Consider the following 23336-nt stretch of genomic DNA (forward strand, 5'->3'; position numbering starts at 1 on the left):
ATACCTGATTCTACCGCTACGGTCACTTGAGCGTTTGTGACAAAATGTTCAAAAATGAGAAAAACCTTCATGATACAGGTACTTGACTTCTTCACCCTACCTCTAACTGATATGTAAAACAACACCGCCGCCAGTTATAGATCAAGGCGGCGGTGCTATAGTCACTCTTACTTATGAATCGTACTGTATACGTCCACGGCACGCTGCAGGAATTCTTCAATCTCCTGGCGTGATTTGCGGAGTTTGTTAACGTAGCGAACCAACTCGCGTCCATCGGAATATGCAACAAAGCTAGGGATACCCATAATATTTTGCTGCTGACTCACGTCACCGACAGCATCGACGTCAACCTCAACCAGAGTCAATTGGTTTGAGAACTTTGTCTCAACCTCCGGCATGAATGGATCGATAAACTTGCAATCGCCGCACCAGTCTGCTTTAAATACGGCAACAGTCAGTCGCGGAGACTGGATTGCAACCTGAAATTCTGCTTCTGAAGTGATTTTTTCCATTGATTATCTCCCCTTTACGTCGAGTTCCTTCATCCTTAGTGAATCAAAATGTTGAGTGGAAGTCAAATTTTAGAGCATACTGACATTATGATGCTCACAGGCTGGGATTAACCATCAGAAAGTGCAGGTGACCCTCAAATGCACTCGAATGGAGTCAATGATAATAAAAACCGGGGCAAGGATGTATGGTCATGGACGGCAGCTATTCCGCAAGCCCTGACCGAATCATGGTCGGGGATGATCGCATCGTGGCGATTCTCCTTAAAGCTCCGGACAAGCAGAAACGAATTGCGTTGGGACTACACAGCCGTTAGAACGATTCGCAGGCAGCTCAAGGATATCCTCTCCTCCCATCCCTATCTGCAGCAGAGCGTTTCCCCGTTTCCGCTCCCTTCCATGCAAGGGTATAGCGATATTCGGATTCATGAGACCGGTTCAGAGGTTCAGCTATCTCCAGAAGAGCAGGAGTTGAGTCATCATATTCAAGAGGCCACAGCTGCAGCCAACCGAAGTAACGTGACCCGTACGCAAGCCTATTGGGACTGCTATGTATCACAACCTGAGCTGCATTGGGCCTTTCTGGCCCACATGGTATCGCGTAATGCCGGGTGGAATATGAGTGATCTGAAGGGTGGATTGATGTCGGATCTTATGAATCCGACATTTAAGAACAACCTGTATCGCTTCCTGGAGCGCTGCAATGCACTGATCTTCCAGGACGCCTATCCCCAGCTGCTGCTCTATATACACAGTCGAAAAAAAGGTAAGCCCCTATTTCATTTGCTCCCCCACTTTCATGTTTCAGCGTTCATGACACCGTTCTGGGAGCAGTTCTGGCAGGATCAGAGCAGTTCGCTGCTTACGGTAGCCCTGATCATTAATGAGCAGAACTATATTGAGGGGCGTGTGGCAAGACACCCTTTTTACCTACAGCATATTCTACAGGATCCCTTCTTTCGGATACATGAGCTGACCCGGTTGAATCAAATCGTGTTTCCGCTGGGTCAAGTCCATCGAACAGAGTCGGGCGAAAGCCCTGTCCAGAAGCCCTTATCCCCAGCCAGGCCGCTGGCGGGACTTACCTTACCCAAGTTTGACGACCTGTCCATTCGGATCAAGGCAGGCCGTTCGCTGTATGCTTTATTGTTTGGGTATGAGGAGATATACCGCGCGGTGCTGTCATTCGCACGATCCACCAAGCATCAGGGATCGCGCGCCGAATATTGGCCGGCCTTATTTACGCCGACGCTTGAGCAAGCCATGAATCATGGCCACGCGGGATCTGACCTCATCACATCAGAATGGCTGCCCGATGGCCAGCGTCTGTACAGCCCTTATCTTGAAGAGATCTGGGAGGATGAGACCCCCGAGCCGATTCCCCGGTACGACTGGTATCAGGGCCGGGCGATGTTTAGGCACATTCGTAAACCGTTACGGCCGCTGCTGCCGGATATAACCCATGCCCATCGGGCCGCTCTGGAGAAAACCTCTATCGTGCATGATGTGTCTGATCAGTTCCATCGGCATTAAAATGGAAAGAGACCGTCCCGATAATACAAGGATGGTCTCCATTCGGTTCTACTCACACGATAAGTGAAACTAAGTATATGTTTTTATCCCCGCTTCCGCATACGTGCAGGCTGCAGTCTCATAAGCGGACGGAACACTTTCTGCAAAATGCGCGGGTAACTGCTCAGCTCCGATTGCCGCAATACGCCAAACACCACCAGCAGGACAAGATATATAATGACCACGGCCACGCCTACAACCAGGCAAGTCAGCAGGAAGGCCAACCGTGCCGGCATGATATCAACCATTTGAATACCGGCCAGATTCAGGCCATATCCAATTCCCCCGGCGGCAATCACCGTCAACAAGAAGCCCGTCCAGCGTTTGCCCAGGATGGAGAAGGATACAATCGCTTTAATCGATCTTATATTCAGTATCGTAATAACAAGGAAACAGAGCGCCGTGCTCCCTATGATCCCGTAGATACCAAAGAACGGAGCAAGCAGGAAGCTGGCTGCAAGCTTGATTGCAACCCCGATCATCACGTGAATCATCGAGAGTTTGGCCTTGCCGATTCCAAGAAGAATGGAATTTGTAGTCATCATCGTGATCTGGAAAATCGTACCGAACGTCAGAAATCCAATAATCCCGCTGCCGCCCAAGGAACTAAACAGCAATCCATTAATGGAATAGGATGCCACGCATAGCGCAATCACCATCGGCATCCCCGTCAATATGGCTATACGCATAGCCAGCGATACTTGCTGTTCCAAATGCTCCTGGTCCTTCTTCGCAAAAGCTGCAGAGATGATCGGAATAAGCGAGGTACTGAGGGCAATGGCTAGAATCGGCGGAATCCCCGCCACGCTTTGAGCCCGGTTTCCCAACACCGCGAGGGCTGCTGTCGCCTGATCCAAACCAATCTGCCCGATCAACAGCGGCTTCACTATAGAGCTGTCAATGAAGTTAACAGCCGGAACTGCCAGGGAAGACAGCACAATCGGTATGGACAGCGTGAATATATCCCGGTATATCCCGCCAAGCGGAATGGAGCGGTCCGCCGCCGGCATCTTGAGCTCACGATCGCTTCGGCGAAGTTTAACCGTGAAGTACAGCATGACTGCAAACGCGCCGATACTGCCGAGTACGCCACCGAAGGAAGCTCCGGCCGCAATCCAGGTATCGTCGTATCCCATCCGCAGCAGCACATAGGCCAAGCCGATGGCTGTCAGAACCCGTGCAATCTGCTCGATGATCTGAGATATGCCGCCAGCTGTCATGTTATTACGTCCCTGGAAGTATCCTCGCATCATCGCGATGGCCGGAAACAGCAGCAGCGCTGGGGCGAGTGCCTGAATGGCCGCGGCTGCCTCCGGCTGCTTAGAAATATGGGTAGCATAATAAGGAGCTCCAAAATATAGCAGCAGCGTCATGACAATACCCGCTACCCCGGCAAAAATAAGTGCAGCATGATAGACACGCCGAGCCTCCGCAGGCTTATTCAAAGCATGACGCTCGGATACCATTTTGCTGAGTGTGCTGGGAATGCCTGCCGTTGCTACCGTTAACAGCATTAAATATACGTTATTGGCGATCGTAAATGAAGCGTCCCCTATATCGTTCAGCATATGTTCCAGCGGCACCCGCTGGACAAGACCCAGCACGCGGGCAACCAGCGCAGCAGCGGCCAAGATGATCGTGCCTTTAATAAATGACTCTTTCTTTGACAAAACCGTACCCTTCTTTCTCCTCCAAAGCGCCTCTTACAGCGATTCCTAAGCGTCTATTAGAAAACCCAAATGAAGAAAATAATAATCATCGCGAGCTGTAAAATAATCTTCACCACAATGCTGCTGAACAAGCCAATGACCGATCCGAAACCAACCTTCATGGATTTGCTTGGTCCCGAGCCTGCCAGCATTTCACCCAGAAATGCCCCAAGGAATGGTCCAATTATCAATCCAAAAGCGGGAATAACGAACGGTCCGATAATCAGTCCGATCGTGCTGCCCCATATCGAGGCTTTGGAACCGCCGAGCTTCTTAACACCCCAGGCGTTAACCGCATAATCGGCAATGAAGAGCACCACCAGAATGATCGTCTGAATAATCCAGAACCATGCATTGTAATGCTCAAATGTAAAGAACCAGCCGTAAACAAACAGCGCCAGGTAAATGGCGATAACCCCCGGCAGAATAGGGTAAATCGCCCCGGCCATCCCAATGATAAACAGAGCGATGACAATAATCCAGCCCAATATGTCCATCAACATCTCACCCTTCGATCAAAATATGATCCCTGATGACCTCAACGATGCCGTCCTCATTGTTGCTGGAAACCACAAGGTCCGCTTCATCCTTAACCGTCTGCTGGGCATTGCCCATAGCCACGCCGAGGCCAGCCTGCTGGATGACGGCCAGGTCGTTCAGGCTGTCTCCTACGGCTACAACCTCGGACATGCTAATTCCGAGCAGCTCGCACACCTGTCCGATTCCGGTCGCTTTGTTAACGCCCTGCGGATTGATTTCCAGGTTATCCGGCGAGGAGTTCGTGATCTCCAGTCCGCCCATATCCTGCAGGCGCATCAGAATGTTGTGGCGTACCTCATGATCATTCGTGTTGTAACCAAACTTCAGCCACTCCTGATTCGCGACATCGTCGATCCAATTCTCAGAGTTATATAATCTTTCTACTGAATACGCCCAGAACCATGACCCGGTTTCAATGGCGAGTGCGTGCATTTCCTCCACGAGCTTGCTGTCGAGCAGCGCTCGGCGGTGCAATTCATATGGCGCGCGCCATACCTCGCCGCCGTTCACCGTTACCATCGGTGTCGTCAGTTCAAGCTGTTTGGCATACGGATAGGCATCCTGAAACGGACGACCTGTCGAGAGGCAGACGTGAATGCCGTGCCGTACCGCTTCCTTGATCCACTTTACCGTTTCCTCCGACACCTCATGATCGTCCCGCAGCAGCGTACCGTCCATATCCAGTGCTAACAACCGATATTTATATTTCATGGTATTAACCCCCTTACGAATCATCAGCAAACATAACGACATTTTACCACAAAAGACAGGGTGTCAAAACATCCCCTCATGAATAGCAGCCACCTAACAGGCCAAAACTGAGGTAAAGCCTAGCCACAAGTAGGATTTCCCCACGCGCTCAAACCAATCACACGACCCTTGAAATAAATAAGCAATGTGAAAGAAAGAATATGACTTCCTTTGTGCTACGATATTTACTGAAGACAACCCTGAAAGGAGTCATAAAATCATATGACCAAACCTAATGAGAACCCCGTCGTGACGGCAGAGATGCTCATTCGAAGACCGGTAGCCCAGGTATTCGAGGCTTTCATTGACCCTGAGATTACAACCAAGTTCTGGTTTACCAAAAGCAGCGGCAAGCTTGAGGAAGGCCGTCATATCCGCTGGGATTGGGAGATGTATGGGGTACATGATGACGTGTACGTTCAACATATTGAAGTGAATCGCCGCATCACGATCGAGTCTTCAGACCGGACCCAAACCGAATGGACATTCACGCCACGGGGCGATCATGAGACCTTCGTTGCCATTACCCATTCCGGATTTACAGGCAGTGCGGATGAAATGGTGCAGGGAGCTATTGATTCCATGGGAGGATACACCATGGTGCTCTGCGGCCTCAAAGCGCTGCTGGAGTTTATCGTCGTCCTGAATCTGGTAGCGGACAAAGCCCCTGACGCCCTTGTATAACGGATAAAGAAACGGCAGCCAACCCATTGAGGGCTCTTGGCTGCCGTTTTGTCGCTTCCTATTATTGGTTCGGATTGCCTTCCTCATTCTCACCCCCGGTTTGTTTAGGGTGAGGCGTACCGTCGAGTCCGTAAATTTCGTCATACGCATCGAAAATTTTGCGGGCAACCGGCGCGGCACTCTGGGAACCAAAGCCTGCTTCCGGTATGACGACGGCGACGGCCAGCTTCGGATTTTGCCGTGGTGCAAAAGCGATGAACACCCCGTTTTCCACCCTGATCCGAGAACCGTTTTTATAAATATCTTGCTCGGATGTTCCTGTTTTCCGTGCAAAATCATATTTAAAATCTTCAAAAGCTCGGAGCCCCTGCGTATTCATCCCTGCAATGACTTCATTCCAGTACTGCTGCGGGAATTCCGCTTTATTCAATACCTCGCGTTTGAATTCCTTAATCACATTGCCGTCCTGATCTACGATCTTGCTCGCAAGCTGCGGCCGAATGCGTTCTCCCCGATTGGCAAGCGTGCTGGCATACTGCGCCAATTGGAGCGTCGTATATTTACCGGACTGTCCGAATGAAGCGTATGCCATGGCAGCCAGATAACTTCCCGCCTGCTCGATATTGGTATACTCGATGATTCCTTTATGCTCCTTCGGCAGACCGGATTCGGTAGATACCCCAAGCCCGAATTCCTTCATGTATTCATCCCATTTTTCAACGGATTTGGAGCCGTATTTGTTATACAGTCGTTCCCCGATCCAGTCAACCATAAAGGCATTGGAGGAATGCTCAATCGCTTGTCTCGCATTCAGAGATCCGTAGGCTCTACCGCCCGAGTTCCGGACTCTCGTATTATCCTTACCGAAGAATGCTGCACCGCCATCATAATAATAATCGTTCGGCCCGAACAATTTTTCATTAAGTCCAACCAATACTGTCAAAGGCTTCATGGTGGAACCGAGCAGCACGACCGATTCCAGATTGTTGCCGGATCGACCGGAACTATATGGAGAAATCGTTCCGTTGCCATAATACTTCATGACCGATTCCCAATCATCGGTCCCATTCTCCCACACATTCGGGTCATAATCCGGCATGCTGGCCATAGCGACAATATTCCCGGTGTCCACTTCCATCGCTACGGCATAACCCGTTTGCGCATTCGGATGCGTTTTACCGGAAACCGTATTGGCGTGAAGCCATTTCAGCTGATCAATGATCGCCTGCTGCGTAACCTTCTGAATATCCTTATGAATCGTCGTATGAATATTGTAGCCCTTCTCCGGGGCAATCATGGTCGGCACCCCGTCCGCCATGTTCTGCGGATTAATCGGAATCCCGATATATCCGTTCTTGCCGCGCAGCTCATCCTGGAACATCATTTCGAGTCCGTCTACACCGACCTTCTCCTGCTCCGTGTAGATAAGTCCCGGATCTTTTTGCTTCTTGTTCTGCTCATCAATCTCTTTATATTTTTCCAGTGTCTTAATTCCGCGGAACTCTTTCAAATAACCAATCGTTTGAACGGCAATTTTATCCTGGTTATATTGACGCTGGCTTTCTTCAACAACCTCTATTCCAGGATACTCGTTCTTATGCTCCATGAAGTAAGCCACTTCTTTAGTCGAAAGATCTGCCTTAATGCGTCTCGGCTCATAACCCGGCTGCTTGTTGAATTCCAGGTCCATCGCTTTGATCACATCATCCACTGTCAACTTTTCGGCTTTTGGATCACCATATTGTTCGAAGACCTTGACCATTTCCTCGGCCAGCTTTTCGATCTCCGGACGGTTCTTCTTCCCTCGTTCGGATGAACTGTAATCCTTTAACAGCGTTAAATACAGTGCTTGGGAGGGTGTTGAGTATGCAAGCGGCGTACCGGAAGCATCAACGATGCTGCCCCGGATCGGCTGAAGCGGGAAATTTTTAACCTGCCCACCGGTTTCGAGCTCTTTTAGCTCAGGCCCTTCAACGAACTGCAGTATAGCAAGACGTATAATAACGACACAGAATATGATAAAAGTGCTGAAAAAAAATAGATTAACCCGCAAGTTAAACTGACTGCCGGCATCTCGTTCTTCTTGTTTGCGCTTATCCGGCCTAAACCCTTTCACGTATGCTTCTCCCCTTTATCCACAATCACATAAACCCATATTAACATAAACGCCCCCCCACTTCATCTGGAAGGCCCCTCCTACGGGCAAGGGCGAACTTCCCTTGCTCAAAGTCCGCCCTTCTCCGTATCCCAACACATCTATCAAAACACTTGTTCTTTTATATGTGTCTCATTGAAGCGCGGCGGATTAAACCAGTTGCCGCTCTGTGCCCAGGTCGGGTCCAGCGGTATCCACCGCTTCTCTTCGCTCAAGTAGACCTCATTCCAGGCGTGGGGACCATAACCGCCTTGACCATTATATCCCCTGCCGGTTACGACCCGAACTTTCAGATCCTGAGACCGGGCCATCATGGCATACAGCCGAGCATAATCAATGCACACGCCTAACCTTGTTTCGTACGTATCCTGTGGTGTCTGCTCTTTCCATATCCGCTGCTCTTCATACAATGTCACTTTGTCGTGATCATACGCTATTCTGCTGCCAACCCAATCATAGAGCTTTCGGGCTTTCTCTTCATCGGTCGACGCACCTTTCACGATATGGGCTGCCGTCTGCTCAATGCCCTCGGGAATCTTGTGGTCGATGACCTCATACTTCCGCTGAATGATCCCATTCAATTCTTCTTGAACCGATTGGGTAAAGACCGGCAGCTTCTCGCGGACGAGAGAACCCGACAAAGGCTCTATCACAGCCCTCGCTCCCTGCTGATAAACCGGTGAAGCCTCAACGTACCGGCTGAAGCCGTGGTCGGGATTCAGACTGACGTAGATGAATAAGATCGCAATAACAATAATGCTCCGGGCAGCACCCATGATGACGCCAATTCCCGCGCCTGTTAGCCGGCTCAGCAGCGATGCCGACGTATCTTTTCTCGTTCCGAAGAGTCCCAGCCTGCCCCCCATAATCAGGGAAACGAGCAGACGCAGCATAAATACGATAAGGGCGTAACTTAACATAAACAGCACCGCAAACCGCAGCAGCGGGAAATCCGCCAGCGATTTTACGGCTGTATAATAAATCTGTTCCCAGAAGCGCAGCTCTCGATTCGGTAAACTGGAGGCCGTCCCTAGCCAATCGCCTGCCTTGGGTGATAACCATAATGTAAAAGGAACGGAGATCGCAAGCCCGACCAAGCGCAGCACCGCATCCCCCAGAAAAAAAACAAGCTTCCCGGCTGACCGGGAGGCTCCGCGACTCCATCCCTGCAATAGTGAAAAAGCCACAATCAGCAGCAGCAAGATGGTGATTCCGTTCCCACTCAGCACACTATCCTTCCATGCCGACATCAACGGTATCCCCTCCTCTCCCCATGATGTCTTGTCAACCGATGTAAGCGAGCTGCAGCACTAAAAACGCTGCCGCCCTCGTACATTCGCTTCCGATTGCGTTTCATTTTTTTTTATTTAGAGGCCGTATTGCTCTTGGCATCATCGATAAAGCTCTGAATCGTATCGTTGATATCCCACTTTCCTACCGAAACACCGCGGAAAGTGACTTCAACCTCTTCGGAACCGTCACTTCCTTTCAGCTCCAGATTAGGAGCTTTAATGGAGTAGGTACCGTCCCCATTCGAAGTATATTTTGCTTCCTTCGCTTCTTTCATCATCATGTTCAGCGCTTCTTTTTTTATCGTGTCCACCGTTTCTTCCTTCACCGTAGTTACAACCTCGCCGATTTTATCCAGGGAAATTCCGCTATATACCAACAATCCCACGATGATGAGTACGGCTAGCGCCCACTTAATGACGGTTCTCACCACATTCAGCACAATAAACAAGATAATTAAGGCGATGGCAATGACCAGCCAGTTTTGTTTAAGAAATTCAATCCAGACCTGAGTATCCAATTCAATTCACTCCCGTTCATCGTTTCAAAAGCGGCGGTTCATGCCGTCTTATTAATTATACATGATACCCCGCAAAGCTGTCAGCCAACCGGGTCTTTTCACAAAAAGGTATAAGCTTGCCCTTTCGAACGTACAAGTAGTAGTACCATATCAACTTTTGCCGGATAGGAGGGTGCCATATTGAAAACCGCATTATGGCTCTATATGTTTTTGTTTCTGGCGTTTTTTGATTTGCATGCTCAGTATCCAGTACTGACGCCCTTTGCCATCTCCCTTGGCGCAGCCCCTACGTTTATCGGCTGGATGATGGGCATTTATGCTTTAACTCATCTGCCTGGCAATCTGCTTGCAGGCAATCTGATCGATCGGCACGGCAGCAGACGCTACATTATTTTCAGCTTAACCGCTGCTGGTGTTATCCTGCTGCTCCAGGCTCATGTCCAACTGCCCTGGCAGCTGCTCGTGCTCCGCTCGATCAGCGGCTTCGTCTTGGCCTTTTTGTCACCGGCCTGTTTGGCGCTGCTTGCGTCTCTCTCCCGGGATCCTGTTACGCAAGGCAAATATATGTCCGGTCATGGCGTGATCCACACTCTTGCCTCTGTCTTGTCACCGGCCGCCGGCGCTTTCATTGTAGCCAAAGCAGGATTTTCCGGTACATTCCAGAGTCTAGGCTGGCTTTTGATTTTCACCGGCTTGATGGCGTTTCTCAGTCTCCCGAAGCCTCTGTCAGCCGCTGATAGAGATAAAGGGCAGGCTGTTCCGATCAACAGCGGGACACCGGCGCGGCTTCCTTTTAGCTTGCGCTTATATCTGATTCCATTTGCTATCGCATGCTCTCAAGGAATCCTGTTCTTTGAAATACCGCTGCGGGAAAGCGGGCTGGCAAGCATTATGTCCACCGGGCTTCTATTCTCCGTCATTAGCCTTGGAGCTTTGGTCACATTAAGCATGCTGTTTCTCAATCGTTATGCGCCCTATATCAGGGTGACCATCGGCGTATTGGGGCTCGCTATTTGCTTCTACGCCCTGGCTGCAGCAGACCATGTACCGATCACGGTCATCCTGTTTGCGCTCGGACTTGCTAAAGGATTGCTGTTTCCGGCATTATCCTCACTGTTCATAGAGCTAAGCGGCGGAGGCAGACTCGGGAAAGTCTTCTCATTGCAATCCATCGCCATGTCGCTGGGTTCCTTTGTAGGTCCTATTGCGGCAGGACAGCTCCGAACGGTGGTGTCCCCTTATTTTATCGCGTTTCTGATGCTGATGACCGTGCTGCTGCTGCTCCCCAAACGCAATCGTGAAGCACCTTTAACAGCTGTCTCACCAGAAACCCCAATCTCAACCGTCTAAGGAAGCTGTACCAGTCTTAAGCCAGCGCCCAAAAAGATAAGGATGGGCCAATACACAATCCATATGGGTAAAACCACATAAGATACAGTGTGGCAAATGACCACGTACATCTAACCAAGGGGTGAAGTAATCATGAGTCATGTTCATCATCATAAACATTGCCATGGGGGTTATGGAAATTCAGTCGGAATGGTTCTTGTATTGTACATTCTGCTCGTCATTATCTTGAGCTGTTTCTAGAATACATGGATTAACCTTGTTACGGCCATCCATTTGGATGGCCGTTTATTTTGCTCGCTTTGCATGATCGATAAAAAACAAGTTAAACTATACATACACCATTCGACACAACCATCATTCGACGGCGGATCATCATTTCCCGGGGAATGCTGCCAAGGATCTCCGTATCATGACAGAGGTGAAAAAAGATGCCGATATTTCTCATTGTAGAGGGCAAGAACGACCGGAGCCGACTACGCCGATTGCTGACATCGGATATAACCATCCTGTGCACATTTGGAACGCTGAACACCGCCAAGCTGGAAAGCCTTCATAAACAGGTGAAGGATCAAGAGGTGTATCTTTTTATGGATAACGACAGCTCCGGCAAGAAAATTCGCGGTGCCCTGCGCGACATCTTCCCTGATGCCGAACAGATCTATACGCGCCGGGGATACGCAGGAGTTGAAGGAACGCCTGACGAATACCTGATTGCCCAGTTAGAGAAGGCCGGACTGGAAGAGTTCATCATTTACCCGCCTCCTGCTATTAACAACGCAGATCAGAAATCACTATTTTAAATAAAAAAGGCGTCCTCCATCTTTAACGATAGAGCGCGCCTTTTGGTTTTACTTATAGGTTATTCCTTAATCAAGGTCTTAATGTCCTTCACAATATCCTCGGTCTTCACTTGGGCCGGATCCGCTGCATTATAGGTCTTCCGAATATTGTTATTCCGGTCAACCAATGCAATGGAATTGCCATGCGTGAAATTCGTCGAGTTATTGCCGAGCAGCGGGATTTTGAAAGAGTCCTGCATCAGCTTCCGGGTTTCCTCCTGATCTCCACGAAGGAAGTACCAGCCGTTATAATCCGCATAGAAACGGTCCCCGAACTCCTTAATCTTCTCTTTTGTATCGGTTTCCGGGTCAAAGGAGATGGACACGAAGTTAACTTCTTTACCGAAGATGCCCTCTTTCTTCAAGTCTTCCTGTATTTGCGAAAGAACCAGTGTTGTAATGGGGCATACATCCGGGCAGCTGGTGAAATAGAAGTACATGAGCTTAACTTTGCCCTTGGTATCGTCCGATGTGATCGTCTTTCCATCCACATTCTCCATGGAGTAAGCGGCTACCTCACGAACGATTGGAAACTTTTCTTTTCCGAATCCTAACGAGTTGTATACCAGGTAAATAGCTGCTATTACGCAGACAGCGAGTAGTACCCAAGTCCATTTGTAACGTTTGAATGCATTCATGACCTTCCCCGTTCTCCCTTCGTCTCAGGCAATCCCTGTTCTTGCCAGGTTTAGTTCAGCGTTAAAGCCCTTCCACCTATTAAAAAGTGGTATTGAGTATGAGAACGATCAGGCTCAAGGTCAAGTAGTTGATGGAGATAATAAATACTTTTTTGGACCAAGCTTCATCGTCCTTAGCACGGAAACCTTGGAGCGCGGCGTAAAGCCACCAAATAGCCAGAAGGAGTCCGATAACCAGAAAGAATATACCGGCGTATCCATACGTGTACATCAGGATGGGGATCGGTATAAGCAGTACCAGGTAAGGGATCATCTGATACTTCGTGCGTTTAATTCCTTTAACTACCGGCAATAACGGAAAGCCCGCTGCACGATATTCTTCAACCCGACGAATGCCCAGTGCCCAGAAATGAGGCGGCTGCCAGAGAAACAGAAGAGCGAACAGCAAAACCGCAGCCATATCTACGGTTCCTGTCACGGCCACATAGCCGATCACCGGCGGCATCGCTCCGGAAATAGCGCCTACCGACGTGCTCCATGTTGATGACCGCTTTAACCATAATGTGTATACCACAACGTATACGAACATTCCGATCGCTCCGAATATCCCTGCCAATACCCCTGAGAACAGGAATAACATGGCTAGTCCAACGACCCCAAGAATGATGGCATACCAAAGAACAACCTTTGGTGTCAGCCGTCCGGTTGGAAGTGAGCGGTTCCGTGTACGCTCCATCTTCATGTCAAGCTCTCTGTCGAAATAGTTATTGAAAACACAGGACGAAGCCATAACAAGCACGGTTCCGAGAAGTGTCATAATCATCAATCCAAATTGGATATCCCAACGCGATGCTAGCCAAAATCCGGCAAAAGCCGCTATCAAATTTGACCGGATGATTCCGGGCTTCGTTACCGTGATAAAATCTTTCCAAGTCCCCGCCTTATCGGGAGGTGCAGGCGCTGCCGAGGCAAGTGCTGCGGATTCTGAAGGAGCTTGGTATCTCAAGTGATTATCCACGTGTAAACGTTCCTCCTTGTATCTGTCGTTATGGAGGAAGTACTGCCTCCGCTATAAAGTTTATCATATCATTAGTAAAAAGTGTTTAGCAATCCTTCGGAATTCGTTCCATCTATATGACAATTCAGTGACATTTGGAAGCGATATATTCTTGACGTTATGCCGTTGTTTAAGGCACAATTTGTCTATGTAGCAAAGATGGGTGTCGATCCCTTAATATGAATACAAAGCCCGGAGCGCAATGATAGCGCTCCGGGCTTCCATACTCACGTTATGAGAAAGAGATTACAGCGTGCGGCCAGACCCCGAAAGAGCCTGTTCTGCTTGCTGTACCAAACGTTTTGTAATGTATCCACCCAGGGATCCTGTTTCACGGGAAGTATAGTTACCATAGTAACCGTCCTGAGGAATCGTTACGCCTAGTTCTTGAGCAGCCTCGAGTTTCAAACGTTGTAATGCTGCAGTTGCTTGAGGTACAACCAAATTGTTGCTGCGGCGTGCCATATTAAATATCTCCCTTCACTGAATGTCTGTTATTCCAGTGCAAGCTTGCAAACTTATTATGGCTCCTTCTTGCAACGTTATACGTATTTTTTCAATTTTTATCTTTGGAGGTTTTTTTCATATGAGTAAAGGCTTATCCCTATGGTTTGCGGTCTCTTCGATCATCCTGCTGACCGCCTCGGCCATATCCATCAGCTACAACGGATTTCTGGCCGTCGGTCTGGCTCTGCTCTCCATTCTCAACATAGGCTGGGGATTCATTATCAAATCCAAACGCAAGCCTTCTTAAGAAGAACCCTGCTTATTTACGAGCCAGAAAGCCCATCTTGTCTTTGACGTCATCCAGTATTTGAGCTGCAGTCTTCTGTGCCTGCTCTGCTCCCTTGGCCAGAATGTCATGGATTTCACCGGTTTGGCGAATTTCGTAGTATCTGTTTTGGAGTGGCTCCAGAGCGGCTACTACAACTTCGCCAAGCTCCTTCTTGAATGCCCCGTACATCTTCCCTTCAAAACGCGCCTGTACTTCCTGCAAGGACACCCCAGCACATTCCGAATAGATACTCATCAGATTGCTAACCTCTGGTTTAGCGGATGGGTCATAGACCACTTCGGCCCCGGAATCGGTTGTAGCTCTACTGATTTTCTTGCGGATTTGGTCCGGCTTATCCAGCATCGCAATATAACTGCCCTCAACCGGATTACTTTTGCTCATCTTTTTAGAAGCATCATCCAGCGACATAATTCGTGCGCCTACTTCTGGAATGAACGGTTCCGGCATATTGAAATAGGAACCGAATCGATGATTGAACCTTGAAGCTAAATCGCGCGTGATTTCCAAATGCTGCTTTTGGTCATCTCCGACCGGTACCAGATTGGCATTATACAGCAATATATCTGCAGCCATAAGCGCTGGATAGACAAACAAACCGGCTCCTACGGAATCTTTACCTTCCGATTTGTCCTTAAATTGTGTCATCCGTTCCAATTCGCCCATATTCACCATCGTTGTCATGATCCATCCCAGCTCGGCATGCTGAGGAACATGGGATTGCAGGAAAATATTAGCGCGACTTGGGTCGATCCCGGCTGCAACGTACAGTGCCGCAACCGACTCTGAGCGATCTCGGAGCGAGCTTGGCTCCTGCGGTACCGTAATGGCGTGCAGATCGACGACCATAAAGTAACAATCTTGCTCGTATTGAAGCTTAACAAAATTTTTAATGGCTCCAATGTAGTTGCCCAGTGTCAAATTGCCACTTGGCTGAATTCCCGATAATACTGTTTTCATGACTAGCCCTCCATTTATTTAAACTTTCTTAATCCAAAGTCTGCCCCGCTCGAGGGAACATATATGAACGCAAAAAGGCCTCACATCCGCAAGGGACGTGAGACCGTGGTGCCACCCTTATTCGCTGCACAAACTCTAATACTTAAGCTGCAGCCTTCTATTCTTGTAACGGAGAATACCCGGCCGGCATATTAAGGAATAACAGTATAATCCCTGTTCAGCCTGGCACTCAAAGGTCCATTCAGCAAAGCGGATCCACCGGTTCACATCAACCACCGGCTTTCTGAAGGATGGGCCGCACCTGCTTACTTGTCCTTGTCATCGTGTTTCAATCATTTTGGATCACTATTACATGCAATGATAAAACTCTTGCTCTGCCTTGTCAATTCTATTTTGGAATCAAGTCGTCCGATGTTTTGAAGCATTTCTTTTACCCTTTCCGCAAAAATCTGTTATGATGTGGTTAATCGTCAAGACCATGATTTCTGTTAGTAAAGGAGCATCGATATGAATCAAGTGACCAAAGGCCAGTGGAATGGTTACGACACCTATATTTTAAACAGCGGCCGTCTTGAAGTGACTCTCCTTCCTCGTCTAGGTAACAATGTCATTGGAATCAAAGACCTTGAAAACTCACGCGAAATCCTTCGAAAACCAGATGAAAGTGAGCTTGCATTCTATCTTCAGAAGCCCTACCACTTCGGCATCCCGATGCTCATTCCGCCAGGCCGGATTTCCAAAGGCCAGTTTGAGTATGGCGGAACAACGTATCAATTTGATCAAAATACCGCGAACGACAATCATATCCACGGTCTCCACCGATCACAGGCTTGGTGTGTCAGTGACATAGAGGAAGAGGATGATGGGTGCGCCGTTTCGACAGAGTTCATATCATCGGATGATCCGAAATGGATCGCCCAATTCCCAGTACCGCTGAAGCTGGAAATGACTTTTCGTCTTCAGGGTGCCCGCTTATCACAGAGTCTTCGTGCAACGAATCTGGGTTCCAGCCCTGTGCCGTTCGGTATGGGTTACCATACGTGGTTCCTGCTCCATGGTGAGCCCCATCGCTGGACGCTGGATCTGCCTGTAGAGGGCATTTATACCTTGAATAATGAACTGATTCCAAACGGCGATCTTTCACCGCTTGGCCATCTGGAACAACTGAATTCCGGACTCAACCTGAAGGAAGCCGACCTTGATACGATATTGAAAATCCCGGAAGGCAAACCAGCCGAAGCCATGCTTCAACGGGATGATGGTTACCAAATTCATTATTCGGCAGACCGCGCCTTTTTCAAGCACTGGGTGCTCTATACGAAAGGCGTCGCAGAGGAATTCCTCTGCATCGAGCCGTATACCTGGCTTCCGAACGCGCCCAATTTGAATCTGCCAAGCGAAGAAACCGGCCTGATTCATCTGGAACCGGGACAGACCGTGAACCTGAATACCCAGATCAGCATCCAAAAAACGTCGCCGGAGGCAGAGCAGGGTAGTTAAGCCATTTCATGTGAGCCATAAGATCTTCATATACTTAATGTTTCAATAAGAGCAGTCCTTTGAAATCAAAGGGCTGCTCTTGTTTGTCTAAGATAACGACCATTCCAGCGATTCGGATAATTTTACCACCAAATGATCTTCCTCAAGCACGAATGAGATTCCTAGGATTCAGTCATAATATCCATATACAACATCAAAGGAGGTGACATGACATGGCTCAAGGTCGTTCTTCTAACAATCTTGTCGTACCTCAAGCAACTGCAGCTCTTCAACAATTGAAGATGGAAGCTGCTCAAGAACTGGGCGTAACGATTCCACAAGACGGTTACTATGGAAACTATACTTCCCGTGAAACCGGTTCTTTGGGAGGTTACATCACCAAACGTCTGGTACAATTGGCTGAGCAGCAATTATCGGGTCGTTCGAACCAGTAATTCGCATCTCTTCCCTCCAGCCGTAATTAGAAAGAGGCGATCTTCTCCCCAAAGATCGCCTCTTTCGTTATATATTCTATATGATAAATGATTTCAGGATTCCGAAGCAGCTTCGGCATATGTATTACGAGGGTACCGAATCATCAAGTTGGCCATGTTATAGTTGGATTCAAGTATAGCATCTACAACGACAATGCCTTGTCGTACCATAAATTCATAACTGATTTCGCCGTGTGTCCAGTGGCGTTTATGTTTCAGACTTTCAAGCGCCATCGTACGAAAAGAGAGTTGTTGAGCTTCACTTAGCCCCTCCTCAAGTGGAGCTATGACCCCGTTACGCCCAGCCAATGGATTATGCCGTATGCCAAATTTACCAATTACATTGTTTCGTATTTGTACAAATACTGTCCCTGAGCTTAGACCTCCCAACTCTTCTTCCAGCTCTTTAAAAACGATGTCCAATTGTCTAGCCAGTGATAATTGATCTAGTTTTACCATCTCTTCTCCCCTCCTTTATTAGTAAATTCTCCCTATTACTAGGGCTTATGACTCATTATAGGGTAAAGGAATCAATGTATCAACAATATTCAACACATTTGGGTATTTATTACTAAAATTGCACAAATAATTTAGTTTTCAGCTCCTTTATTGCGTCAACTTTCATTCTTTTACGACAAAAAAAGAAGCCCAAGCGGGCTTCTTCATAGGTTGGAATTTGCATGTACTTGGGAGGCAAAATCCTCTAGCAAATTCTTTTATCTGTTATTCCGATGAAAATCAACAAATCACGCCATATGTTCCGTCATTTGCAAGAATTGTCTAATATCGGATACGCAAGAGTCGGCTGCACTTTGCCAGAATTCGCGCTGGGTCAGATCCACATTCAGATGTTTCCTTGCCAGATTCTCCACGGACATCACGCCGGTGTCACGAAGTAGGGCATCATATTTATCTGCAAAGGTCGGACCTTCTTCCAATGCCCGAACATAAAGGCCGGTACTGAACATATAACCGAAGGTATATGGGAAATTGTAGAACGGCGTCCCTGTGATATAGAAATGAAGCTTGGATGCCCAGAAATGGGGATGGTATGATGTCAGAGCATCACAGTAGGCTTCCTTCTGCGCCTCCACCATCAATTCCGAAATTTCCTCGCTGCTGAGCAGACCGCTCTTCCGTTTGTCATAGAAGCGGGTTTCGAACAAGAAACGGGCATGAATATTCATAAAGAAAGCTACGCTGTTCTGAATTTTCTCTTCCAGCAGTGCCAGCTTTTCTTCTTCGCTGCCGGCACCCTTCACCATGGCATCAAAAACAATCATTTCAGCAAAAGTAGATGCCGTCTCGGCAACATTCATCGCATACTTTTGGTTAAGCACCGGAATTCCGCCCATCAGATGCTGATGGTAGGCATGGCCCAGTTCATGCGCCAGGGTCGAAACGTTCGAGGCTGTTCCGCCAAACGTCATGAAGATTCGGGTCTGGCCGCTAGCCGGGAAGGAAGTGCAGAAACCACCCGGTCGCTTGCCGGCGCGATCTTCGACCTCAATCCAGCTCTTATCAAACGCCATTTGCGAGAAATCCGCCAATCTCGGGCTAAACTTACGGAACTGCTCCACAATGTTAACAGCGGCATCGTCATATGAGATTTTGGTTGCGGAAGTACGCAGCGGGGCATCTACATCAGTCCAAGACAAGCCTTCCAGACCAAGCAGCTTCGCTTTACGGTTTAGGTACTCCACAAGCACCGATTTGGTGTCCTGGATAACAGCCCACATGGTATCAAGCGTCTCACGGCTCATACGGCCAATCGCTAGCGGCTCCTTCAAGTTATCATCCCAGCCGCGATTCTCGTACAGCTTCAGGCGGTAGCCGGATAAATGGTTAAGGGTATCCGCACAGTAATCAGCGGAGTCTCCCCATGCCTGCTCCCACTTTTCGAACATGGATTGGCGTACTTCCCGGCGAGGATCATGCATTTTATTGAATGCCTGTCCTGCGGACAACATGACCGTCTTACCGTCTTCCTCATACGGAATCTGGATTTTCTTAACGATGGTATCGTAGAACTCTCCCCATCCATGATAACCGTCTACGCCAAGCGATAGAGCTAAGCTCTCTAACTCAGGGCTCATCTTATCCTTTGCGAGATTACGGCTTTCGTTCAATACGAAATCAAGCTCGGACACCTTATCTGTACCGGTCCAAGCGGTCCAGAGTTCGTCATCCATTCCACGAAGAATGTTATCGAATTGGTTCTTAACCGATTGCAGGGTCGCGGACAACGACGTTACCCGTCCGGATAATTGAACGGCCTTCTTGTCATTCACATTTTGCGCGGTCAGGCAACCCACGAATGCAGAGACTTCACGGATACGGGCATAGGCGCTCTGGAACTGCTCAAGGAAGCGTTCAAGGCTGGAGGCGCCCTCCATGGTTTCCGGAACGGTCAATGCTTTAACGGCTTGCTGAAGATTATGTACATCCTGCTCAAGAGACTCAAGAAAGCTGACGAGCTGCGTTGAGGAAGAACCTCCGGGAAATATCGATTCCAAATCCCAAGTTTGTTGAAGTGCCATCGAACATTCATCACCTTTCAAAATAAAATATGAATTCATGCGGAATACCATTTGTGTGGACTTAGGGAAAAGTGTATAACTATATATAACTCAATTTATGTTATCCCTGCTACAACCAATTTACTGCTGAAGGAGCCAAAAGCCATGAGACCTTTGCAAATATCACCGGAGACGGCCGTTACACTATCCAAGCAGCTGGGCGTTCCGCTGGAACAGCTGATGCATATGCCTCAGCATATATTAATGCAGAAAATTGCCGAGCTTGCCAAGAATGCGGAAGCGAAAGCAGCGAAACAAGATGATGAGTCCCCATCATCGGAGAACTCATGATTCCTTTTTCCAATACTTGGCCTTATGATGTCGTTGGAAACGACGTGTATGTACACAGCTGCCCATTCTGCGGAACCGACAATGTATTGCTGCCGATGAAACCCAAGGAACTGATAAGCGTAAGGGAAGGGAAAAAGAAGCTGCTGATCTTCCCCTGCTGTCACAACAAAGTAACCGTGCTGGACAGCGACATCGACTACTTGCTCACGGATCAGCGATTACGCTGACTTCACCGTAAAGCATGAGTTCAGCCTATTCGTGTTTACCCAAATAGCCTGCTGACCCCCCTTCAGCGGGCTATTTGCATTAGGACATTAGGACTCTGCCTGAAGTGCCGTGTTCTTCTGCTCCCGAATCTGCTCGGATATCAGCTTCCACTGCTCTCTGGATGCGCGTATCATCGCGGCATCCATAATCTTGTCATCCTGGACCACTCTGGAGAACCATTGAACCGCCTCCTGAAACTGTCCCAGCCTTCTGTGGATCTCCCCGATCAGATACAGCAGCCTAGCATCATTCGCCCCTACCCCTTCCAGCTCAAACACTCGGACATAGGATTCCAGGCTATAACTCAAGAACCGCTTCTCTTGATCCTCGTTGCCCTGATAACGGTACAGCCAAGCGATATGATGCAGCAGGCTGGCCACAATACGATCCCGCTCCCCGATCACTTGCGCACAGAGGAGAGCCAGCTTGTACGACTCCAGAGCATCCTCCAGATTGCGCGAGCCGCTCATATCCCTCTTCTCCCAGCGGCACCCAACTTGCTCATAAAAGAGCGCCTTCTGCCGTTCGTTCAATTTCAGGGTCGAGTTTTCCGTGGAGGCAAAACCGCATTCAGGACAGATCCGCACCACGTAAAAATCGGGATTCTCCGATTTATAGTAAGCGCAAAAATCCGTATCTGTACGGTATGCCTTTTTAAAGCTGGGTCTCACCCTGGACGTTACATATTCATGCTCACAGTGCGCACAAATCACCTTGATGGAATACAAGGGTTCCAATTTCACGCCATTCGCCATCCCTTCATTCGTGTCTAATTCCTGTTTAGATGTAGGTATATGGCACTAAGGAGTATTCACGAAATGGTGGGCGGGACCGGACAGACGCTGCAGCACAAAATCACGTAATTCATCCTCCACGCCAATTTCGATTAGGGCTCCTGCCATGCAGCCAAGCCATTCTTCGGCATGGCGATCCGTAATCGGGAATTTCATGTGCCTGGCCCGCATCATCGGATGTCCGAATGCTTCCGAGAACAAGGCTGGCCCTCCAAAAAACTGGCTCAAGAACATATATTGTTTCTCCATCACCGGCATAATGTCTTCCGGAAATAATGGCGAAAGCAGCTCATTTTGCTGCACTCTCGGATAAAAAGCTTCGACGAGCGAACGTACACCCTCGGCACCCCCGAGGTTATCATAGATGCTTAAGTTCGGATCCATATCCGCTAATTCTCCCATCTGTTATATGATTCGCTTTCGATTGGATGTACCTATCCATTATACCAAAAAACAACAAAAAAAGGCGCTAAGCCATGGTTAGCACCTTTTAGAACTTATTAATAACTGCGCCAGTCCTCTTCACTCTGGACGAGAGAAGCACGTATAACATAAACGAAGGCGCATACTAGGATACCTGCGACTATGCTCATGATCATCACTCCATCCAAACATAATACGAAAGATGTGCTTTGATGTTTTTTATTATAGCACAATATCCCCGAAAATAAAGCATAAATGTAACCGCTTTCTCATGTTTTTTTATACTGTTTGTCCTATATCCTGCATAGATTTTTAACAACGGACCTATATTTCTATCATTCACATCGATGCCAGGGGGCGTATTCCTTATTATGACCATGAAAAAAATGGGCTGGCTCTTGCTTGTGACGGCACTGCTCAGCGTAATTGTCCTAATGGCTTTATTTCCCGAAGCTGCGCTTCAATCCGCTCTCCGCGGCCTGTCGATATGGTGGGACGTGCTATTCCCTTCCCTATTCCCGTTCTTTGTTATTTCAGAGGTGCTGCTGGGGTTTGGCGTAGTGCACCTGATAGGCACGCTCCTGGACCCTATGATGAGGCCGTTGTTTCGTATTCCGGGCGCAGGAGGATTCGTGGCAGCGATGGGATATGTTTCAGGATACCCGGTCGGTGCCAAATTAACCGCCAAGCTATGGGAACAAAAAATGGTAAATCGGGAGGAAGGTGAGCGGCTTGTTGCTTTCACTACCTCTTCTGACCCTATATTTCTAATTGGAGCGGTCTCTATCGGGTTCTTTCACGACCCCAAGATTGGTTTGATCCTTGCCTTGTCCCATTATGGTGGAGGTTTCCTCGTGGGCTTGATTATGAGATTTCATGGCAGGCATGAATCCAATAGAGCAACCGATTCACTCCACCTATCCCAGGCTAAGACAAGCAGACTAAAGGCCGCCCTGCATGCCATGCACGCGGCACGTGAGCAGGATGGCCGAGACCTCGGCACCTTGTTAAGACAAGCGATACATTCATCGCTTCAGCTCATTATCGTTGTCGGCGGGCTCGTCGTTTTCTTCTCCGTATTTCTTGAGCTCTGGACCCAGGCCGGCGCCATGCCAGCGCTAACTGAAATCATCAGTTTGCTGTTATCTCTAGTTGGGATGCCTGAATCCTTATCCACAGCTATCGTAGGAGGATTGTTTGAGGTCACACTCGGTGCTCGATATGCCGGCGAAGCAGGGGCGGCAATTCCATTGCCATACAAAGTGGCCGCGGCTGCCTTTATATTGTCATGGGGCGGCTTGTCCGTTCATGCCCAGATCATCAGCATCCTGAACTCTACCAACCTTAGATACTTCCCTTTTGTCATTGCCAGATTGATACATGGTGTGATTGCCGCGACCGCTGTATTACTACTGTGGAGAAGTGTCATGGGATCTTCGATACCGACCATGGCGCTGCCGGCTGTTTCGGATTCCGCCCTAAACGGGTATACCCATATTATGGCGGCTTTCTGCATCCTGCTCGGTTTCCTGATTGCGGTTGCGTTGTTTATTCAGATCATTCGAGGACTGCAGCAGAAAATCCGCAAATTCCCAAGGTGAACATTGTGTTCTTCTCCAAGATTGATTATCATCTTTATATAA

25 protein-coding genes and 1 other annotated feature are annotated in these 23336 nt (G+C 48.6%); of the genes, 10 read left to right on the forward strand and 15 right to left on the reverse strand.

Annotated features, from left to right (window positions below; genetic code table 11):
• Positions 1–167: 167 nt before the first annotated feature.
• Positions 168–512 (reverse strand): thioredoxin family protein, encoded by a 345-nt coding sequence (locus tag AB4124_RS05400; RefSeq protein WP_379407320.1) that lies wholly within the window; start codon positions 510–512, stop codon positions 168–170.
• A 138-nt stretch (positions 513–650) separates the two neighbouring features.
• Here AB4124_RS05400 and AB4124_RS05405 point away from each other — a divergent pair, with 138 nt between their 5' ends.
• Positions 651–2042: a DUF2515 family protein gene (locus AB4124_RS05405; RefSeq protein ID WP_441971560.1), complete on the forward strand. Its 1392-nt coding sequence runs from the start codon at positions 651–653 to the stop codon at positions 2040–2042.
• Positions 2043–2125: 83 nt separating this feature from the next.
• On the opposite strand, the gene AB4124_RS05410 is transcribed toward AB4124_RS05405, so the two are convergent.
• Genes AB4124_RS05410 through AB4124_RS05420 form a run of 3 tightly spaced genes read right to left on the reverse strand, consistent with a single transcriptional unit; the run spans position 2126 to position 5041 of the window.
• A complete protein-coding gene (locus AB4124_RS05410) occupies positions 2126–3751 on the reverse strand; it encodes a putative polysaccharide biosynthesis protein (RefSeq protein WP_076324852.1) in 1626 nt (541 codons plus the stop codon).
• Positions 3752–3807: 56 nt separating this feature from the next.
• Entirely contained in the window at positions 3808–4287 is a 480-nt protein-coding gene (locus AB4124_RS05415) for a DUF456 domain-containing protein (RefSeq protein WP_076324907.1), read from the reverse strand.
• A 7-nt stretch (positions 4288–4294) separates the two neighbouring features.
• Positions 4295–5041, reverse strand: coding sequence for a Cof-type HAD-IIB family hydrolase (locus AB4124_RS05420; RefSeq protein ID WP_430112004.1), 747 nt, complete (start codon positions 5039–5041; stop codon positions 4295–4297).
• A 261-nt stretch (positions 5042–5302) separates the two neighbouring features.
• Here AB4124_RS05420 and AB4124_RS05425 point away from each other — a divergent pair, with 261 nt between their 5' ends.
• Positions 5303–5764, forward strand: coding sequence for an SRPBCC family protein (locus AB4124_RS05425; RefSeq protein WP_441971563.1), 462 nt, complete (start codon positions 5303–5305; stop codon positions 5762–5764).
• 61 nt (positions 5765–5825) lie between these two features.
• Here the strand turns inward: AB4124_RS05425 and AB4124_RS05430 are convergent, their stop codons facing one another.
• The 3 genes from AB4124_RS05430 to AB4124_RS05440 all read right to left on the reverse strand — a co-directional run bounded on the left by AB4124_RS05430 (position 5826) and on the right by AB4124_RS05440 (position 9729).
• On the reverse strand, positions 5826–7880 hold the full coding sequence (locus AB4124_RS05430) for a peptidoglycan D,D-transpeptidase FtsI family protein (protein ID WP_441971565.1): 2055 nt from the start codon (positions 7878–7880) through the stop codon (positions 5826–5828).
• A 143-nt stretch (positions 7881–8023) separates the two neighbouring features.
• Positions 8024–9172: a transglutaminase domain-containing protein gene (locus AB4124_RS05435; RefSeq protein WP_430112008.1), complete on the reverse strand. Its 1149-nt coding sequence runs from the start codon at positions 9170–9172 to the stop codon at positions 8024–8026.
• A 110-nt stretch (positions 9173–9282) separates the two neighbouring features.
• The gene (locus tag AB4124_RS05440) at positions 9283–9729 is read right to left on the reverse strand and encodes a hypothetical protein (RefSeq protein WP_076324857.1); all 447 of its coding nucleotides are present in this window, start codon (positions 9727–9729) and stop codon (positions 9283–9285) included.
• Positions 9730–9909: 180 nt separating this feature from the next.
• Here AB4124_RS05440 and AB4124_RS05445 point away from each other — a divergent pair, with 180 nt between their 5' ends.
• Complete coding sequence (locus AB4124_RS05445) at positions 9910–11079, forward strand: MFS transporter (protein WP_339268003.1); 1170 nt, start codon at positions 9910–9912, stop codon at positions 11077–11079.
• 428 nt (positions 11080–11507) lie between these two features.
• A complete protein-coding gene (locus tag AB4124_RS05450) occupies positions 11508–11879 on the forward strand; it encodes a toprim domain-containing protein (protein ID WP_339268005.1) in 372 nt (123 codons plus the stop codon).
• A gap of 59 nt (positions 11880–11938) precedes the next feature.
• Here the strand turns inward: AB4124_RS05450 and AB4124_RS05455 are convergent, their stop codons facing one another.
• The 3 genes from AB4124_RS05455 to AB4124_RS05465 form a co-directional block, all read right to left on the reverse strand.
• On the reverse strand, positions 11939–12556 hold the full coding sequence (locus tag AB4124_RS05455) for an SCO family protein (protein ID WP_076324860.1): 618 nt from the start codon (positions 12554–12556) through the stop codon (positions 11939–11941).
• A 79-nt stretch (positions 12557–12635) separates the two neighbouring features.
• Positions 12636–13574 (reverse strand): heme o synthase, encoded by a 939-nt coding sequence (gene cyoE / locus AB4124_RS05460; RefSeq protein WP_076324861.1) that lies wholly within the window; start codon positions 13572–13574, stop codon positions 12636–12638.
• A 285-nt stretch (positions 13575–13859) separates the two neighbouring features.
• On the reverse strand, positions 13860–14078 hold the full coding sequence (locus AB4124_RS05465) for an alpha/beta-type small acid-soluble spore protein (RefSeq protein ID WP_015737431.1): 219 nt from the start codon (positions 14076–14078) through the stop codon (positions 13860–13862).
• A gap of 121 nt (positions 14079–14199) precedes the next feature.
• Between AB4124_RS05465 and AB4124_RS05470 the strand changes: the two genes are divergently transcribed.
• Complete coding sequence (locus AB4124_RS05470) at positions 14200–14367, forward strand: hypothetical protein (protein WP_179090693.1); 168 nt, start codon at positions 14200–14202, stop codon at positions 14365–14367.
• A 12-nt stretch (positions 14368–14379) separates the two neighbouring features.
• Here the strand turns inward: AB4124_RS05470 and trpS are convergent, their stop codons facing one another.
• Positions 14380–15366, reverse strand: coding sequence for a tryptophan--tRNA ligase (gene trpS, locus AB4124_RS05475; protein WP_441971570.1), 987 nt, complete (start codon positions 15364–15366; stop codon positions 14380–14382).
• Between the two features lie 88 nt (positions 15367–15454).
• Positions 15455–15697 (reverse strand) — a binding site (T-box leader).
• Positions 15698–15873: 176 nt separating this feature from the next.
• Between trpS and AB4124_RS05480 the strand changes: the two genes are divergently transcribed.
• Together AB4124_RS05480 and AB4124_RS05485 are read left to right on the forward strand one after the other, a co-directional pair.
• On the forward strand, positions 15874–16866 hold the full coding sequence (locus tag AB4124_RS05480) for an aldose 1-epimerase (protein ID WP_441971572.1): 993 nt from the start codon (positions 15874–15876) through the stop codon (positions 16864–16866).
• A 212-nt stretch (positions 16867–17078) separates the two neighbouring features.
• Positions 17079–17300: an alpha/beta-type small acid-soluble spore protein gene (locus AB4124_RS05485; RefSeq protein WP_339268012.1), complete on the forward strand. Its 222-nt coding sequence runs from the start codon at positions 17079–17081 to the stop codon at positions 17298–17300.
• A gap of 93 nt (positions 17301–17393) precedes the next feature.
• Here AB4124_RS05485 and AB4124_RS05490 read toward each other — a convergent pair whose 3' ends face one another.
• The gene (locus AB4124_RS05490) at positions 17394–17798 is read right to left on the reverse strand and encodes an O-methyltransferase (RefSeq protein WP_076324865.1); all 405 of its coding nucleotides are present in this window, start codon (positions 17796–17798) and stop codon (positions 17394–17396) included.
• Positions 17799–18085: 287 nt separating this feature from the next.
• Entirely contained in the window at positions 18086–19879 is a 1794-nt protein-coding gene (locus AB4124_RS05495; RefSeq protein ID WP_441971574.1) for a M3 family oligoendopeptidase, read from the reverse strand.
• 144 nt (positions 19880–20023) lie between these two features.
• Between AB4124_RS05495 and AB4124_RS05500 the strand changes: the two genes are divergently transcribed.
• Together AB4124_RS05500 and AB4124_RS05505 are read left to right on the forward strand one after the other, a co-directional pair.
• Positions 20024–20209 carry a YycC family protein gene (locus AB4124_RS05500; protein ID WP_441971576.1) on the forward strand — a complete coding sequence of 62 codons (186 nt, stop codon included), beginning with the start codon at positions 20024–20026 and terminating at the stop codon, positions 20207–20209.
• Positions 20206–20436, forward strand: a complete 231-nt coding sequence (locus tag AB4124_RS05505; RefSeq protein ID WP_071222370.1) for a hypothetical protein — start codon at positions 20206–20208, stop codon at positions 20434–20436. Before AB4124_RS05500 ends, AB4124_RS05505 begins: the two co-directional genes overlap by 4 nt.
• Before the next feature lie 87 nt (positions 20437–20523).
• Here AB4124_RS05505 and AB4124_RS05510 read toward each other — a convergent pair whose 3' ends face one another.
• Together AB4124_RS05510 and AB4124_RS05515 are read right to left on the reverse strand one after the other, a co-directional pair.
• Complete coding sequence (locus tag AB4124_RS05510; RefSeq protein ID WP_339268017.1) at positions 20524–21219, reverse strand: DUF2225 domain-containing protein; 696 nt, start codon at positions 21217–21219, stop codon at positions 20524–20526.
• A 57-nt stretch (positions 21220–21276) separates the two neighbouring features.
• Positions 21277–21654 (reverse strand): globin domain-containing protein, encoded by a 378-nt coding sequence (locus AB4124_RS05515; RefSeq protein ID WP_076324869.1) that lies wholly within the window; start codon positions 21652–21654, stop codon positions 21277–21279.
• Between the two features lie 410 nt (positions 21655–22064).
• On the opposite strand from AB4124_RS05515, the gene ylbJ reads away from it, so the two are divergent.
• Positions 22065–23294, forward strand: coding sequence for a sporulation integral membrane protein YlbJ (ylbJ, locus tag AB4124_RS05520; protein ID WP_430112020.1), 1230 nt, complete (start codon positions 22065–22067; stop codon positions 23292–23294).
• Positions 23295–23336 lie beyond the last annotated feature (42 nt).

Origin of the sequence: Paenibacillus sp. 2KB_20, from assembly GCF_052115765.1 — a bacterium.
Classification (GTDB): Bacteria; Bacillota; Bacilli; order Paenibacillales; family Paenibacillaceae; genus Paenibacillus_AQ.